Consider the following 16,734-nt stretch of genomic DNA (forward strand, 5'->3'; position numbering starts at 1 on the left):
CAGCTCGATTGCCGGTAAAAAGTCGAGTCATTAAGGCGTATAACCGTTGAAGCGAATTCTGAACTGCAAGCCGCCAGCGTATGGCTTACATCACACACGGGGTAGCGACATGAGCACAGCACATATCCTTGGCAACCTGTTTCCCGACGCAAGCGACATTCCGGAAAAATACCGCCTCGACGGCCGGACCGAGCAGCGTGAATACCTGGTCGACGGCGAACTGAAAACCTGGGCCGGGCCCCTCGCCCAGGTTCGTAGCCCGGTGTACCTGACCGGCGAAAATGGTGACGAACAAGTCATTCTCGGCAGCACACCCCTGCTCGATGCCGACACTGCATTGACCGCCCTCGATGCCGCCGTTCGTGCCTATGACCGAGGTCAGGGCCTGTGGCCAACGATGCGTGTGGCCGAACGCATCCAGCACGTCGAAACATTCCTTAGGCGCATGCGTGAACAGCGCGAAGCCGTGGTCAAGTTGCTGATGTGGGAAATCGGCAAGAACCTCAAGGACTCGGAAAAAGAGTTCGACCGTACCTGCGACTACATCGTCGACACCATCAACGCCCTCAAGGAACTCGACCGTCGCTCCAGTCGTTTCGAACTGGAACAGGACACCCTCGGCCAGATCCGTCGCGTACCGTTGGGCGTTGCATTGTGCATGGGACCTTACAACTACCCGCTGAATGAAACCTTCACCACGCTGATTCCGGCGCTGATCATGGGCAACACCGTGGTGTTCAAACCGGCGAAATTGGGCGTGCTGCTGATTCGTCCGCTGCTGGAAGCCTTCCGCGACAGCTTCCCGGCCGGTGTGATCAATGTGATCTACGGCAGCGGTCGCGAGACCGTCAGCGCGCTGATGGCCAGCGGCAAGATCGATATCTTTGCGTTTATCGGCACCAACAAAGCCGCCAGTGACCTGAAAAAACTCCATCCCAGGCCTCACCGCTTGCGTGCGGCGCTGGGCCTGGATGCGAAAAACCCTGGCATCGTTTTGCCCGAGGTGGACCTGGACAACGCGGTCAGCGAAGCAGTCACCGGCTCGCTGTCGTTCAACGGTCAACGTTGCACTGCGCTGAAAATCCTTTTCGTCCACGAAGATGTGGTCGACACCTTCATCGAAAAATTCAACGCCAGACTCGCCAGCCTCAAACCCGGCATGCCCTGGGACAGCGGTGTGGCGCTGACACCGCTGCCGGAGGCGAGCAAGGTCGATTACCTGCACTCGCTGGTGGCGGATGCCGTGAGCAAAGGCTCCACCGTGGTCAATCCCAATGGCGGTGAGTCTCGCGCCTCGTTCTTCTACCCGGCCGTGTTGTACCCGGTAACCCCGCAGATGCGCGTCTATCAAGAAGAGCAGTTCGGCCCCGTGGTACCGATCGTGCCTTACCGCCATCTGGACACGGTGATCGATTACGTCCTGGAATCGGACTTCGGCCAGCAGCTGAGCATCTTCGGCACCAACCCGGTGGCGGTCGGCAGGCTGGTGGACACCTTCGCCAACCAGGTCGGCCGGATCAACCTCAACGCCCAGTGCCAACGCGGCCCGGACACCTACCCGTTCAACGGTCGCAAGAACTCCGCCGAGGGCACGCTGTCGGTACATGATGCGCTGCGAGTGTTTTCAATCCGGACACTGGTCGCGACCAAGTTCCAGGAAACCAACAAAGACCTGATCAGCGAGATCATCAGCGGGCGGAGTTCGAGTTTCCTGACCACCGACTACATCTTCTGAGGAAACCGAGCCTGAGCACATTCAGAGACACTCGACTGCCGCCACTGATGCGCCGACTACTGCGTCCGTTGCTGGACCCGTACCGGCGTTATCGCCACGCCAGAGTGATCCATGCGGTGCGCGTGTCGCTGGGGTTGTTGGCAACGATCCTGCTGACCACCGGGATCAACCTGCCCCACGGTGAGTGGGCGTCGGTGACGATGCTGGTGGTGATCGGCGGCTTGCAGCATCACGGCAACATCGGCAAAAAAGCCGCCGAGCGCGCCATCGGCACCTTGATCGGGGCCGGTGTCGGCCTTGCGCTGATGGCGCAAGAGGCCTGGCTCGGAATGCCGTGGCTGACCTATTTCGCGATGGCGGTGGTGTGTGGGTTCTTCTCGTACCACGCCATCGGCAAGGGCGGTTACACCGCGCTGCTGTCGGCGATTACCGTGTTCATCGTCGCGGGGCATGGCGACAATCCGGTCACCGACGGGTTGTGGCGCGGGGTCGATATCCTGATCGGCATTGCCCTGGCCTTGGCGTTTTCCTTCGCCCTGCCGCTCTACGCGGTCTATTCCTGGCGCTACAACCTGGCTGACGCCTTGCGCGACTGCGCGACGCTTTACGGGCGCATCATCAATGGGCAGCCGGTCACCGATGACGTACACCTCAAAGTCATGGGCCGCCTGAACACAGTGATGGTGCAACTGCGCTCGCTGATGCCGTCGGTGTCCAAGGAAGTGCGGATCTCCATGACTGAACTCGACGCTATCCAGCGTCATTTGCGGATGTGCGTCAGCACCCTGGAAATCCTCGGCAGCACCCGACCCGATGCCGGCAACCCTGACGCCATGGCCGATCTGCAATCGGCATTGAAAGCCGAACATCGGCAGATTCGGGTACAGCTGATCGGCATGGCCCGGGCACTGAAATCCGGCGTGTCCCAGCGCCTCAATCGGCCAATGGACTTGCCGGATGCCAGTCTCGATGCGCCGGTCTACGGCGCGCTGGACGGCTATCGTTTATTGACGCAGCAACTGGCCGCCAACATCGGCCAGATGCGCCAGCGACTGGCCAAGACCGCGCCGCGGTGGAACATCTGACGCCTGTTTATTGGATAACCGTGCGACGAGACTTCAGGCTCCAACCCTGCTGCATGCCGGCAGCGGCCAACAGAATCGCGGCGACACCGATCCATTGCAACGGCTCCAGGCGATGACCGAAGGCAAACCAGTCAACGAAAATCGCCGCGATCGGATAGATGAACGACAACGCGCCGGTCAGTGCGGTCGGCAGTTTTTGGATCGCGCCATACAGCAACACGTACATTACGCCCGTGTGGACGATGCCCAGCGTTACCAGGCTGGCCCACGCGCTCGGTGCTTGCGGCAGCACCGAAAAGTGCGCGAATGGCGCGAGTAACAGCACCCCGGTGGTGACCTGAATCAACGCGATCAGATGGGGCGGAGTGCCGGTCAGCCGTTTGATGATCAACGCGGCAATCGCATAAAGAAATGCCGCCCCCAGTGCCAGACCGATGCCCATCAGGTAATCGTTGCCGCTTTCGCCCTGCCCGCCATGTGTGCTGACAATCGCCAGCATTCCGAGAAACGAAATGCCCAGCCAGAACAACTTCTGCAGGGTGATTTTTTCGTTGAGGAACAGCGCGGCCAGCCCCACCAGCATGAACGGTTGAACGTTGTAGACCGCCGTGCCGATGGCAATCGATGCGCGGGAGTAGGATGCAAACAACAGCACCCAGTTGCCGACAATCGCCACACCGCTGAGCACGGCCAGCAAGAAAGTGGTGCGGGTCAGAATGCCGAGGCGCAGGAAGCCGAATGCCGCGCAAATCAGCAACAAGGTGCCGGCACCAAACACGCAGCGCCAGAACACCACGTCCAGCACCGGTTGGCCCGACACCAGCACGAACCAACCGATGGTCCCGGAAATCAGCATGGCGGCGGTCATTTCAAATGACCCGTGACGAAGTGTTTTGTCCATCATCAGACTCCTGTGTTTGAGTCCAAAGTATGCCAATCCGTCGGGGGGCTTCTCCAGCGCAAAAATCAGGCTAAACTCGACTTCTGCCTTTTTTATCAAGGCGATTTCAATTAACTGCCTAATAGGGGGTTTCGCCATGACCGACGACATCGACCAAGTGCTGATCACCGCATTGATGGAAGACTCACGGCGCTCGCTCAAGGCCCTGGCGCACCTCAGCGGCCTGTCCTCGCCCAGCGTCGCCGAGCGTTTGCGCCGCCTCGAAGAACGTGGCGTGCTCAAAGGCTATACCGTCGAGATCGACCCAAAATGCTTCGGTTATCAACTCCAGGCTATCGTGCGCATCCGCCCGCTGCCGGGCCAATTGCAGGAAGTGGAGCGGCAGATCCAGGCCATTGCTGAATTTACCGAGTGCGACAAGGTGACCGGTGACGACTGTTTCATCGCCCGCCTGCATGTGCGCTCGATGGAACAGCTGGACACCCTGCTCGACCGCCTCAACACCCACGCTGAAACCAACACTGCGATCGTCAAGAAGACCCCGGTCAAGCGTCGGTTGCCACCGATGGCGTAACCGCTGAACCAAATCGCAGGCAATAAAAAACCCGCCGTAGCGGGTTTTTCACTCAAGGCCTGCGATTAATCATCGCGGCTCATGATGCCGAACAGCTGCAACAAGCTGATGAACAGGTTGTAGATCGATACATACAGGCTGATGGTCGCCATGATGTAGTTGCGCTCGCCGCCGTGAATTATGGCGCTGGTCTGGAACAGAATGCAGACCGAGGAAAACAGCACGAAACCTGCGCTGATCGCCAATTGCAGACCGCTGATCTGGAAGAAGAAGCTGGCAACCACCGCGCCCAGCAACACGAAGAAGCCCGCAGTGATGAAGCCACTGAGGAAACTCATGTCCTTGCGGGAGATCAGCACATAGGCCGACAGGCCACCGAACACCAGCGCGGTCATCGCGAAGGCGGAACTGACGACTTCAGCACCGCCTTGCATACCCAGGTAGCGGTTGAGGATCGGGCCAAGCAGGAAACCCATGAAACCGGTCAGGGCAAATGCCGACACCAGGCCCCAGGCAGAATCACGGAGTTTGTTGGTGAGAAAGAAAAGGCCGTAGAAACCGATCAGCACCACGAAAATGTTCGGGTAGCCGACACGCATCTGCTGAGCCACGAACGCCATCACGCCGCTGAATGCGAGGGTGAGTGCGAGTAAGCCATAAGTGTTGCGCAGGACGCGGCTAACCTCTAGCTGCTCAGCCTGCACGCTGTTATTAACTGCGTAATCCTGTTCGCGCATGGCGACACTCCTGTTGGTTTGAAACGTTCAGTCGCAAAGATCATAACAGACGCTCTGTAACAAGCTATGGAGAGAGTTTGACAGTGTGTTTCATTCAGGTATTATGGCGCCCGCAACGCAAACGGAGGTGTGGCCGAGTGGTTTAAGGCAACGGTCTTGAAAACCGTCGACTGTAACAGGTCCATGAGTTCGAATCCCATCGCCTCCGCCATATTTGTGCCGACAAAGCCCTGATTATTCAGGGCTTTGTCGTTTCTGGCTTTTGAGAATAGTTAACAGCCCATACCCTGGATAAATCGTCGATTTTCGACGAGCGGATACTATTTGAATCCCTCTTGGCTTATAGCCCAGCGCGGTAGCAGCGCAAGCCGTATCGCATTGGTCTGCACTGAAAAACGGAATCACGCGCCTGTGGAGCAGCTCGACAAAACACGCACATACGAAAACGCCGCTCACTGAGCGGCGTTTTCGTACTGGTTGATGTACATATTTTCGAGATTAGAACGTGGTCATTTCGTACAAATCACTTCCGCGACTGCCTACACGAATAAAGAAGTCTGAGCGTCTGTTCAAGACAGCCTTACGCGGCTTCAAAAAGGTGATCCACCCCCTGCCCATTCAGTCCTTGATCGATTTGGGTATCGCTATACGGCTACTGGTCTTGACCTCGCGCAAGGCCAGACTGGACTGGATGGATGCGATACCCACCTGACGCCTGAGCACCTGCTCAATGAAATCACCGTAGCTATCTAGATCCTCTGCCAATACTTGCAGCACGTAATCGGCATCCCCGGTGATCTTGTGACAGGACAGCACTTCAGGCAGTTGCGCAATCACCGCCTCGAAGTCGTCGGGAGCGTGATCGGCGTGGGTTGAAAAACGAATGTGCACGAATGCGATGATATCCAGCCCCAGCATTCGTCGATCAAGGTTCGCCTGGTAGCCCTTGATGACGCCCGCCTCCTCCATTCGCTTACGACGCCGCCAGCAAGGCGTAAGGCTTAACGACAGCCGCTCACTGAGTCAGGCGTTGGAAATGCTCGCGTCCTCCTGCAGCAACGCGAGTATCGCCAGGTCGGTGTCGTCGAGACTGATGCGCAGAATGTTTACAGTTTTCAGTGACTCCCACCGTTTGCACCATGGCCCCGAATTGAAAGACGGCGTGTTCAAGCCGTCTTTCGAACACTCAGTCGGGCCGATACCGTCCATAAACGGGTCAAGCAGGTCGGGCTTGGCCAGATCATCGAGCCGCGAGCATTTGACAGGTGGTCGTGCTATGTCAACGCGCACTGCGAGCGCTACGTAACCTTTCTGGAAACCGCCTGGTCTGAATCGTGCGCAACCGGACGCACCCACGATGCCTTGCCGCTGGTATGGCCAGTGCGCGAATACATGGGCGGCTGGCTATCTCAACAACGCTGCCATTGCTGCACAACAGGCCGTCACCAAAGGCGCAAAACGTGTCGCGGTTCTGGACGTCGACTTCCATCATGGCAACGGCATCCAGAACATTTTCTACGGGCGTCGCGACGTCATGTTTGTCTCGCTGCACGGCGAACCTGCGGTGTCCTATCCGTACTATTCAGGCTTCAGTCACGAAGTCGGCTTCGGGCAAGGCGTCTTCCCCCTGAATCGCAGTGTTTCAAATCTTGAATCGGAGCATAAAAACATGACTCTATTTATCGATGTCGATCATGCCGCACGCCTGTTCGCCAAGGTGGGAATCCGCCGGGCAATCCGCGAAATGGCGACTTACATCGAAGCCGACTATTCACGCTGGGCGCAGTTTGATAAGTCGCCCCGCACAGCCAATCACCGTCTACCAGCGCCGCCTTGGAAAGCCGTAGGCAGCGGCCGGTGATTTACCGACGAAGGTGCGCAGCGGATGAACGCAAGTTTGCGCGGGGCGCGCAGTGGCGGGTGTTCGAATCGTAGCGTTTTGAAACCACACCGCAAGACTGCGGTGGGTGGTCATTTTCCTGAGCCATGGAGTCGACCGGTGCTCCCTGTCGACTCCATCACCTGTTAATGATCAGCCCGCCGCAACCACGGTGATTTCCACCAGCAGGTCTGGTGCGGCCAGACGCGACTCAACGGTGGCACGCGCAGGCGCGTGGCCTTCTGGTGCCCAGGCGTCCCACACTTCGTTCATGCCGGCGAAGTCGGCCTGGATGTCCGACAGCCAGACTTGCGCGGTGAGGATACGGGTTTTATCCAGGCCAGCCTGGGCCAGGAAATTGTCAATCTTCGCCAGCACCTGAGCGGTCTGGCCTTTAATGTCCTGGGTCCGGTCCGTGGCGGTCTGGCCGCCGAGGAAGGTGAAACCGTTGCACTGAACGACGCGGCTCATGCGTTGATTGGTTTCGATGCGTTTAATTTCCAGCATGTGAACTCCTCAATGTTGCGGGATGATTGAAGCGGATGGAAAAGATGAAGCCTGCGTACCGGCGGCCTCGTTAAAACGGTCGATGGCGAACGGCTCCAGTGAAATGTCCGAATGCTCGCCAAGAATGAGTTGGGCCAGACGTTTACCGGTGCCGGGGCCCATCTGAAAGCCGCTGCCGCAAAAACCAAATGAGTAACTCAGGTTACTGGCTTTGCGACTGGCACCTATCACCGGCAGATCATCGGCAGTGAAGGCTTCAACGCCGGCCCAGACGCGATTGACGCCCAAGTGTTTCAGATGCGGAAACAAGTCAGTGACCGTGCGCGCGCTGCTGCCCAGACGGTCTATCTCGACCTCGCCGTGGCGCGCCAGAAAATCCAGCGACCCGATCAGCTTGCCACCGATGACCACCGTACCATTTGCAAACTGCTTGAACGACAGTGCTCTGCCCGTAGCACCCAGCACCGGGATACAAAAAGGCGCGACGCGATGGGTGACCATCAGCATCAGGCCTTCAGGGTGCACGGGCACCGGCTCACCAATCTGCGCAGCCAATCCTCCGGCCCAGGCGCCCGCCGTCACCACCAGGTGTTCGGCACTGAAACTGCCTGCGGGCGTACTCACCCGCCACTGAGTACCGGTCTGCTCGATGCGTTGCGCAGGGGTGTTTTCGTGAATCTGTACGCCGCGGTTTTCCGCGGCCAGGCGAATCGCGGTGACGGTTTTGTAAGGCACCGCGTAACCATCGTCCTCGACCCAGATGCCGCCCGTCACATGCCGCGCCACTGCCGGCACTTTGTCGAACACCTGTTGCTGATCAATCAACACTTCATGGGTGAAGCCCAACGCCTGAAGGTGCTCGACCCGCTGCCGGCACTCCTCCAATTCGGCCTGGTTCTCCGCCAGCTTGAGCTGACCGCTGGGGACAAAACCGCCGTCGTCGCCCAACGTATTTTTGAGTTGATGCCAAAGATCACGCGAGGATAGCGCCAATGGAATTTCCGCTACGTGACGGCCCAGGGTACGCACGCCACCAGCATTGACGCCGGAGGCATGGCGACCGCAATACTCCGCTTCCAGTACGATCACCTTGACGCCGGCTTGCGCGAGGAACAACGCCGTGCTCAGACCATGGATGCCGCCGCCGATCACCAGCACGTCAGCCTGGCGTTTGCTCGACTCACTCACCGGCCAGCTCTCCCAGAGTGATGGGCTTGATCGGCGGACGAATACGGTAATAACCCACCTCGGCCGCCGACACACCGCGAGCCTTGGCGATGACTTCGGTCACCGTCAGACCGCACATGCGCCCCTGGCATGGCCCCATGCCGCAACGACCGAATGACTTGGCCTGGTTCGGGCCCGCGCAACCCAGGGCGACGAAGCCGCGCAGTTCGCCCGCCGTCACTTCTTCGCAGCGGCAGACCATCACCTCGTCAGCCGGAATGCGGTTTTGTTCTTTTGGCTGATAAAACACGTCGAGAAACGGCCGAATCCGCAGGTTGACCTCAAGTTGCACGCGCAACACGCGAGCTTTGTCATCACGTTCAGCGGTGCTGAGGATCTTGAGTTGCGTGGCAATCCCAAGAGCCGCCAATTCGCCCTGCACCGCCGCTGCCTGAGCGCCACCGATACCGGCGCCATCTCCGGCGACGTAAACACCCGGCACATCCAGCTCACCCCACGGATCGGTGACCGGTCTGAAGCACAGCTGATCCAGATCCCATTCATGCCGCGCGCGCAATGCCTGACTGAACTGGATATTCGGCACCACGCCTTGATGCAGCAGCACGCAGCGGGTGTCGATGCGCTGCGCCTTGCCGGACACGCTGAATGTCAGTGCCTGCGCCGCCTCTTCGCCCTCGACCGCCAGTTGCTCGGCCCCGCTGTAATGAGCGATCCCGGCACTGCGCAGGCTGCGCATCAGTTCCAACCCCTTGCGCAGATAAGGCCAGGCGCGCAGAGCGGCAAACAGGTGACGGCGGGCACGCCAGTAATCTTCGGGCCGCGTGGTGTCGACCAGGGCCTTGATCGTCACGCCGGCACGCAGGTACTGCCAGCCGAGCAAATACAGGAGCGGGCCACAACCGGCCAAGACCACCGGTTCGCTTGGCGCCAGGCCTGAGCTTTTCAGCAGAATCTGTGCAGCCCCGGCGCTCATCACGCCGGGCAAAGTCCAACCGGCAATCGGAAACGGTCGCTCCATGGCACCGGTCGCCAGCAGCACGGCTTTGGCATCGAGCGTATACAGGCGACCGTCGCGCAGGTAACTGACCTGATGATCCCGGGTCACCTGCCACACCGATGCGCCTTTTTCATAGCGCACGCTCGACGATGCCAAGGCCTGAGCCAGTTGATTGCCGTGAGCATAATCGGGGCCCAGCAGGTCCCGTCGCGACAGCGGTGCCAGGGTGATGCCGCGGTAAATTTGTCCACCCGGACTGCCCTGCTCATCCAGCAACACCACCTGCAAGCCCAGCCCGGCCATGTGCGTGGCTGCGGCCATGCCGGCCGCCCCTGCACCGACCACCACGACATCGACGGTTTCGCGGTTCATGACTGCACCTCCACAGGCTGGACATTCATCGGTTGATAGATCAAATCCCGGGCGCCTTCCTGGGAACGAATGCGCATGCCGTCAGCCACTTCGATCAGGCAGCTTTGCCGGTTGGGAACGCCGTCGATGTCCACCAGGCACTCGAAGCACACGCCCATCATGCAATACGGTGCACGGGGCGACTCGCTGACCGGCGTGGCGCGAAACCGGCTGATGCCGGACATCAGCAGTGCAGCGGCGACGCTCATGCCGGCGGGCACACTCAGCGGTTGATCGTTGAAGGTCAGGCTCACGGTCCGCGTCGCCCTGACTTCACTGACGACGGGTTGAAACAGCGGATCAGTGCGCATGTGAAAACACCTTGTCAGTTAGAAAACGGTCACCGGTAAACACCTCCAGCTCATCGGGGGGAGCTCCGCCCATGATCCACGGCGCGATGCGCAGGGCATGGGCCGCCGCCAGGGTCACGCCGCTGTGGCAGGTGACCACGAAGGCACCGGGATGAGCGCTGGATTGCTGATAGATAGGAAGTCCATCCGGGCTCAGCACCCGCAATGCGCCCCAGGCCCGGACCAGTCGCACATCGCGCAGCAAGGGAAAGGTCGTGACACCACGTTTGGCGATGGCGGCCAACACCTCGGTGGAGGTGCCGTCATCGAAGCCCACCTCCTCCATGGAGTCGCCAAGTTGCACGGTGCCTTCGTCGGTCTGTCGGACGTTCAGCGTCGGGTAGTCGAGAAATGGCCGGACCCGCTCGCTGATCAACACCTGCCCGCGATTGGGCGCTACCGGTGCATACAAGCCCACCTGCCGCGCCAGCGTCGCATTGCCCAGCCCGGCCGCCAGTACGATCCGTGGCGCGACAAAGTAACGCTGCCCGGCTCTGACCCGAAACTCACCGGGCGCGCATTCGATACGATCGACCTGCACGCCGCCATGCAGCCGCGCGCCCTTGGCCTGCGCCGAGGTGTGCAGGGCCCGCAGCAGTTTCAACGGATTGACGTGCCCGTCCTGTGGCGTGTAACTGGCGCCGATCACTGCAGGCCCAATCAGCGGCAAACGCGCTTTGACTTCGGCGGCGTCCAGCATTTCGAACGGATAATCGCCCAGTGCATCCTGCAAGGTCTGCAGTCGTGACTGGCGCTCCAGCAGTTCTTCGTCACTGAAGCACATGTGAAAACCACCCGGTTGCTTGAGCTGGACGTCGACGCCGCTGTCGGCCATCAATGCTTGCGCGAATGCAGGCCAGCGACTCGCCGAAGAACGTGTCCAGCGCGCGTAATCCGGCAGGTCATGACCTTTACCCTGGACCCAGACCAGGCCGAAATTGCCCCGCGAAGCGCGAAACGCATCGTCGCCCTGATCGAGGACCACGGTGTCGACACCGCTGCGAGCCAACCCATAGGCCACCGCCATGCCCACCAGCCCGCCGCCGATCACAATCACGTCCGACTGCACGACGTTGTGTCTGTCCTGGCTCATTTACCTTCTCCGATCAGTACCCGATCCAGTCCGACCATGCGATCGAGCACCAGCATCAACAACACGGTGCCGACGATCAGCACTGTGGAAACGGCGGTGATCAACGGATCAATGGTCTGGGAAATCTGGTTGTACATGGCCACCGGCAAGGTCGTGGTACCGGGCGTGGCGACGAATACGGTCATGGTCAGTTCGTCGAAGCTCTGGATGAATGCCAGCATCCAGCCGCCGATGACACCGGTGCGTATACGCGGCAGGACCACCCGGTAAAAAGCCGTCCAGCGCCGCGCGCCAAGAGACAGAGCGGCCTGTTCGATGTCGCGTTCCAGGCCAATGGTCGAGGCCAGCGTCAGCCGCAGCGCATAGGGCAGCACCACGATCACATGGGTAATGCTCAAGGCCCAGAACGATCCGCCAATCTGCGCCATGGAGAAAAACCGCAGAAAGGCAATGCCCAACACCACGGAGGGAATCATCAGCGGCGACAGCAAAAAACCAGTCAGGGTGCCGCGCCCCGGAAACTCGTATCGGCTGATCGCCAACGCAGCCGGGACCGCCAGCAATGTAGCGACGGTGGCCGAGACCAGGCCCAGTTTGAGCGACAGGAAGAACGCATCGAGCATTTCCTGGTTCTCCAGCAACGCCCGGAACCAGCGTAACGACAAACCGTTGGTGGGCAGCGACAGGTAACCCTTGTCGGTAAACGCCATCGCCATGACCACCACCAGTGGCGCGACGATAAAAGTGATGAACAGCAAATGAAACAGCAGCGAGAAAAATCCGTTCTTGTGCATGGCGGGTTACTCGAAGACTTGCTTGAAGCGACGCTCGGCCAGCTTGCTGCAACCCAGAATGATGATCAGGTTGGCAACCAGCAGGAGCATTGCGATGGCGGCGCCGAGAGGCCAGTTGAGGGTGCCGAGGAATTCGTCGTAGGCCGCCGTCGCCACCACTTTCAAACGTCGGCCACCAATGATCGCGGGGGTCGCGAAGGCGGACGCTGCCAGGGCGAAGACAATGATCGAGCCGGAGAGAATGCCGGGCATGATCTGCGGCAGGATGATGCGGCGGAACACCGTCAGACGTGACGCGCCGAGGGACAGCCCGGCCCATTCCACCTGCAGATCCAGGCGCTGCAAGGTGGCCCACACGGCAATCACCATGAACGGCACCAGCACATGGGTCAGCGCAATGACCACACCGAACTGGGTGAACAACATCTTCACCGGCTGATCGGTAATTCCCAACGCCTGCAAGGCATCGTTGATCAGGCCGTTATTGCCCAGCAGGATCGCCCAGCCGAGCGTGCGCACCACCACCGAGATCAACAGCGGCCCCAACACCACCAGCAGAAACAATGAACGCCAGCGTGGCGCCATGCGCGCAATGATGATGGTTTCCGGTACGCCGAGCAGCACGCAGAGGACCGTGACTGCCAGCGCCATGCCGCCGGTGCGCAGGAAGATTTCGTGGAAATAGCCGTCCTTGAACACTTCCAGATAATTGCCGAGGCTGTAGACCGGCAACACGCCTTCAGTGTCGCTGAACAAGTTGAGTGATAACACTGCGGTCAACAGCAGCGGCACCAGCAACAGCGCGACGAACACCAGTAATGCCGGCCCGCTCAGCAACCACGGCGCGACGCCGACGTGTTCGGCATCATACCTGGCCATGAGCGACCTCCCGATCCAGCAGGCGCAGGTCGTCGTCGGACCAGTCCAGCCCGACTTCAGCATTTTCACCGGGTGGTGGCGTGCCCAGGTTGGGCTGGGTCATGTGCACCACACCGAAGTTGCTTTCCACCGCGATCAACCACAGGTTGCCGAGGAATACGCGCAAGCGGATGCGTCCGCTCAGACGCCCCTTGCCTGCCTCTGTCAGACGGATTTTTTCCGGGCGGATGTAGACGTTGACGTCGTTGCCCAGCGAGCGATCTTCGTGAGGCACGTGCAACAGCGTGTCCTTGACCTGCACATTGCAGCAGCGATCGTTGCGGGTTTGCACCGCGCCAGCGAAGGCGTTGGTCTTGCCAAGAAACGCCGAGGCGAACGGTGAATGCGGGCGCTCGTAAGCTTCATAGGGTGTATCGATCTGCACGATCCGGCCTTTTTGCATCACCGCGATGCGGTCGCTCATGGTCATGGCCTCGACCTGATCGTGGGTCACCAGAATCGTGGTGATGCCCAAGTCGCGCTGAATCGCCCGCAACTCGATGTGCATCTCTTCGCGCAGTTTGGCGTCGAGGTTGGACATCGGTTCGTCTAGCAGCAACAAATTGGGCCGGATCGCCAGGGCCCGGGCAATGGCGACCCGCTGCCGTTGACCGCCGGACAACGCTTTGGGATAACGCTCGCCGAGACCGCCGAGGCGCACCAGGGCCAGCGCTTCGTCGATGCGCTTGCTGCGTTCGGCCTTGGGCACGCCACGCATTTCCAGGCCAAAACTGATGTTCTGTGCCACGGTCATGTGCGGGAACAACGCGTAGCTTTGAAAGACGATGCCCAGGCCCCGCTGCTCGGGACGCACATGGGTGATGTCGCGGCCATCGAGGACGATGCGCCCTTCGGTTGGCTGGACGAAACCGGCAATGGATTGCAGGGTGGTGGTTTTGCCGCATCCGGAGGGCCCGAGCAGGGCGATGAATTCGCCGTGCCGGACTTCCAGGTTCAATCCGTCGATGGCCCTGAAACTGCCATACGTCTTGACGATACCTTCGAGTGTGAGAAACGCCATTGGCTTGCCACGCAGGCGTACGCCTGCGTCTCCAGAATGATTTCGGGAAGGATCGGAGCCATCGAGCGGCTAGCGTTCGACCGTGCGATTCCAGCGCGTCGTCCACTCGCTGCGCTGCTGGTTGATCGTGTCCCAATCGACCTTGATCAACGCATTGACCTTCTCCGGGCCATAGGGCATGCGTGCGGCGATGTCCGGCTCAAGCTTGACGGTCTGGTTGACCGGCGCGAAGCCGTTTTCGTGAGCCTGGATTTTCTGCACTTCAGGTGACAGCACGTACTGAATGAATTGCTGCGACAGCTCGGGCTGAGCGTTGGGCGTGATACCACAGGCTGCGATCTGCAGGGCGATGCCGCCTTCTTTCGGGTAGATGAATTTGAGTGGGAAGCCGGTGCCCTGCAACGCCACCGCACGACCACTGCCATACACCGCCATGACCACATCGCCGTTCTGCATCATGCCGTCCATCTCACCGGGTGCCGACACCCAGGCCAGTACGTTCGGGCCGATCTCGTCTTTGAGTACCTTGAAGCCCGGGTCGATATTCTTTTCGCCTCCTCCACGCAAACGGGCCATTTCCACCAAGGTGTGCAAGCCATAAGTGTTGGTGACGGGCGGCATGCCGAGCAGTTGCTTGTAGCGTGGGTCGGTCAGGTTTTCCCAGGAATCGGGCGGGGCCCAGCCACGTTTCTTGAACGCGTCTTCGTTGTAGCCGATGCCCGTGGCGACCATGCCGACACCGGTGGCTTCAGGGCTGAGGCGTGCCAGTGGATAGAGGTCTTTGTAGACCGGTGCGTCGCTGAGTTTCTCGCACAGGCCCAATTGCAGCGCCTGGTACATCGGCCCATCGTCCATCATCGCCACATTGATCTGCTGGCGCCCTTTCTGAGCCTGCAGCTTGGCCAGGGTTTCGGTGGAGTTGCCTGCGACGTAGACCACTTTGACGTTGTGCTGTTTCTCGAACACGGGGATGACTTTGGTCTTGTACATCTGCTCGGTGGAACCGCCGACACCGGCGACGTACAGCGTCGGCTCGGCGAATGCGGCGCCACTGCCCAGCCCGACAAGGGCGACAGCGACAGCAGTGGCAATGCGGGTCAGAGGGCGAAACGGCGGTGTTGCTGAGGTCGGGTTATGGCTATTCACAGACTATCTCCGAAGTGCGTGGGGCAGATCGAACAATGCGTCAGTTGCTTCGGCGTCAATCGAAGCCATGCACTACGGTGCATGTCCCGGCGAATACATCACGGGATGGCGCATCTTCATGTGCGCTATGGGTTGCTGGTCTGGAGTATTGCGATGCACTATCCATATGGTCAAATCACAATATCCGGGTTAGTTATTCATATTTGATATGGAAGGTCGGGCATGAACCTAAGGCAAATAGAAGCGTTCCGCAGCGTCATGCGATTGGGCTCCATGACCGCGGCGGCGGAAGTGCTGTACACATCGCAGCCCAATGTCAGTCGGCTGATTGCCCAGCTGGAACTGAGCACCGGGCTCACTCTGTTCAAGCGCGCGGGCGTGCGGCTGATCCCGACCCAGGAAGGTCAGGCGTTCTTTCATGAAGTGGAACGCGCCTATGTCGGCCTCGACAGCCTCAAGCATTCGGCGAAGAACATCCGCAATCTGGGCACCGGACGTTTGCGTGTGGCGGCCGTGCCCTCGACCGGCATGAGCGTGCTTCCCGGGGTGATCAAGACCTTCACCGACTCGCGCCCGGAGCTCACGGTGTCGTTGCACGTGAACTCCTCACCGACGGTGGAGCAATGGGTCAAATCGCAGTTCTGCGACATCGGCATCGTGGTTCATCCCGGCGACGTCAACAGTCAACAGGTCGAGTTGCTCGCCGAGATAGCGGCCGTGTGCGTGTTGCCGCGCTCACATGCGCTGGCTGAACGATCGCAGATCACCTTCGCGGACCTCGAAGGGCAAGCGTTCGTTTCGCTGTGTCATGGCGATGGCACGCGTTCGATGGTGGATGGTTTGTTCGAACAGGCAGGCGTCGAGCGGGTGATGGCTGTCGAGGCGCAGTACAGCGCGATCAACTGCGAAATGGTCGCGCTCGGCATGGGCGTCACCCTCGCCCATCCGTTGGTCGCCAAGGATTATCAGCATCGGGACATCGTGATCAGGCCGTTCAAGCCAGACATCCTCTTTCCGACCTATGTGATCTGGCCGACCGCACAGACGAGGACGCGACTGGCCGAGGAGTTCGTCGATACGCTGAAGGTGTACTATCGCTCAGCACTTCTCCCGCCGCACCCAGGCTAAAACATCCACCTCAAAAGAACGTGGGAGGCAATCCAGGGAGACGCCATGGTCACGCCCCATGCAACAAGGAGGCAAACGGACAAGTAAGCCGCAAAGAATTTGAACATCGTCCGCCTCCCCATCACACCTCTCCCGCCTTGGTAAACCATCGAAACCCCCAGAGAAATTGAAGGCTTCAAAACGCTCGATCGCCCGTGCTGCTTGGATGCAATTCAGTGCCTTCAGTTCAACGCCCGAAAAAACCGCTTTGAAAGCACACCTATAAGCGGT

General features: G+C 59.8%; 15 protein-coding genes, 1 tRNA gene and 2 pseudogenes. 6 read left to right on the forward strand and 12 right to left on the reverse strand.

Annotation, left to right across the window (positions count from 1 at the left end):
* Positions 1-109 precede the first annotated feature (109 nt).
* Positions 110-1,735: an NADP-dependent glyceraldehyde-3-phosphate dehydrogenase gene (locus FQ185_RS18955; RefSeq protein ID WP_149418750.1), complete on the forward strand. Its 1,626-nt coding sequence runs from the start codon at positions 110-112 to the stop codon at positions 1,733-1,735.
* A gap of 47 nt (positions 1,736-1,782) precedes the next feature.
* Positions 1,783-2,820, forward strand: coding sequence for an FUSC family protein (locus FQ185_RS18960; RefSeq protein ID WP_178113563.1), 1,038 nt, complete (start codon positions 1,783-1,785; stop codon positions 2,818-2,820).
* A 7-nt stretch (positions 2,821-2,827) separates the two neighbouring features.
* On the opposite strand, the gene FQ185_RS18965 is transcribed toward FQ185_RS18960, so the two are convergent.
* Positions 2,828-3,721, reverse strand: a complete 894-nt coding sequence (locus tag FQ185_RS18965; protein WP_149418751.1) for a DMT family transporter — start codon at positions 3,719-3,721, stop codon at positions 2,828-2,830.
* 136 nt (positions 3,722-3,857) lie between these two features.
* Between FQ185_RS18965 and FQ185_RS18970 the strand changes: the two genes are divergently transcribed.
* Positions 3,858-4,295, forward strand: a complete 438-nt coding sequence (locus FQ185_RS18970; protein ID WP_149418752.1) for an Lrp/AsnC family transcriptional regulator — start codon at positions 3,858-3,860, stop codon at positions 4,293-4,295.
* A 65-nt stretch (positions 4,296-4,360) separates the two neighbouring features.
* Here FQ185_RS18970 and FQ185_RS18975 read toward each other — a convergent pair whose 3' ends face one another.
* Entirely contained in the window at positions 4,361-5,032 is a 672-nt protein-coding gene (locus tag FQ185_RS18975) for a Bax inhibitor-1/YccA family protein (protein ID WP_095129659.1), read from the reverse strand.
* 123 nt (positions 5,033-5,155) lie between these two features.
* Here FQ185_RS18975 and FQ185_RS18980 point away from each other — a divergent pair.
* Positions 5,156-5,243 (forward strand) — tRNA-Ser (locus tag FQ185_RS18980).
* 407 nt (positions 5,244-5,650) lie between these two features.
* Here FQ185_RS18980 and FQ185_RS18985 read toward each other — a convergent pair.
* Positions 5,651-6,151: pseudogene (locus tag FQ185_RS18985) on the reverse strand (Lrp/AsnC family transcriptional regulator).
* Here FQ185_RS18985 and FQ185_RS18990 point away from each other — a divergent pair.
* Positions 6,135-6,746: pseudogene (locus FQ185_RS18990) on the forward strand (histone deacetylase family protein); the annotation flags it as partial. The pseudogenes FQ185_RS18985 and FQ185_RS18990 overlap by 17 nt on opposite strands.
* 318 nt (positions 6,747-7,064) lie before the next feature.
* On the opposite strand, the gene FQ185_RS18995 reads toward FQ185_RS18990, so the two are convergent.
* The 9 genes from FQ185_RS18995 to FQ185_RS19035 all read right to left on the reverse strand — a co-directional run bounded on the left by FQ185_RS18995 (position 7,065) and on the right by FQ185_RS19035 (position 15,336).
* Positions 7,065-7,415: a RidA family protein gene (locus tag FQ185_RS18995; RefSeq protein WP_224790959.1), complete on the reverse strand. Its 351-nt coding sequence runs from the start codon at positions 7,413-7,415 to the stop codon at positions 7,065-7,067.
* Positions 7,416-7,427: 12 nt separating this feature from the next.
* On the reverse strand, positions 7,428-8,606 hold the full coding sequence (locus tag FQ185_RS19000) for an FAD-binding oxidoreductase (RefSeq protein ID WP_149418753.1): 1,179 nt from the start codon (positions 8,604-8,606) through the stop codon (positions 7,428-7,430).
* Entirely contained in the window at positions 8,599-9,975 is a 1,377-nt protein-coding gene (locus FQ185_RS19005) for an NAD(P)/FAD-dependent oxidoreductase (RefSeq protein WP_149418754.1), read from the reverse strand. Before FQ185_RS19005 ends, FQ185_RS19000 begins: the two co-directional genes overlap by 8 nt.
* Complete coding sequence (locus FQ185_RS19010; RefSeq protein WP_149418755.1) at positions 9,972-10,325, reverse strand: (2Fe-2S)-binding protein; 354 nt, start codon at positions 10,323-10,325, stop codon at positions 9,972-9,974. The genes FQ185_RS19005 and FQ185_RS19010 overlap by 4 nt, the downstream gene beginning before the upstream one ends.
* Complete coding sequence (locus tag FQ185_RS19015) at positions 10,315-11,457, reverse strand: FAD-binding oxidoreductase (RefSeq protein ID WP_149418756.1); 1,143 nt, start codon at positions 11,455-11,457, stop codon at positions 10,315-10,317. Before FQ185_RS19015 ends, FQ185_RS19010 begins: the two co-directional genes overlap by 11 nt.
* Positions 11,454-12,251, reverse strand: a complete 798-nt coding sequence (locus tag FQ185_RS19020) for an ABC transporter permease (RefSeq protein WP_149418757.1) — start codon at positions 12,249-12,251, stop codon at positions 11,454-11,456. The genes FQ185_RS19015 and FQ185_RS19020 overlap by 4 nt, the downstream gene beginning before the upstream one ends.
* Before the next feature lie 6 nt (positions 12,252-12,257).
* Positions 12,258-13,130, reverse strand: a complete 873-nt coding sequence (locus FQ185_RS19025) for an ABC transporter permease (RefSeq protein WP_149418758.1) — start codon at positions 13,128-13,130, stop codon at positions 12,258-12,260.
* A complete protein-coding gene (locus tag FQ185_RS19030) occupies positions 13,117-14,190 on the reverse strand; it encodes an ABC transporter ATP-binding protein (protein ID WP_149418759.1) in 1,074 nt (357 codons plus the stop codon). Before FQ185_RS19030 ends, FQ185_RS19025 begins: the two co-directional genes overlap by 14 nt.
* A 69-nt stretch (positions 14,191-14,259) precedes the next feature.
* A complete protein-coding gene (locus FQ185_RS19035; RefSeq protein ID WP_149418760.1) occupies positions 14,260-15,336 on the reverse strand; it encodes an ABC transporter substrate-binding protein in 1,077 nt (358 codons plus the stop codon).
* A gap of 222 nt (positions 15,337-15,558) precedes the next feature.
* Between FQ185_RS19035 and FQ185_RS19040 the strand changes: the two genes are divergently transcribed.
* Positions 15,559-16,464 carry a LysR substrate-binding domain-containing protein gene (locus tag FQ185_RS19040; RefSeq protein WP_149418761.1) on the forward strand — a complete coding sequence of 302 codons (906 nt, stop codon included), beginning with the start codon at positions 15,559-15,561 and terminating at the stop codon, positions 16,462-16,464.
* Positions 16,465-16,734: the final 270 nt, after the last annotated feature.

The organism is Pseudomonas sp. ANT_H12B (assembly GCF_008369325.1).
Lineage (GTDB): Bacteria > Pseudomonadota > Gammaproteobacteria > Pseudomonadales > Pseudomonadaceae > Aquipseudomonas.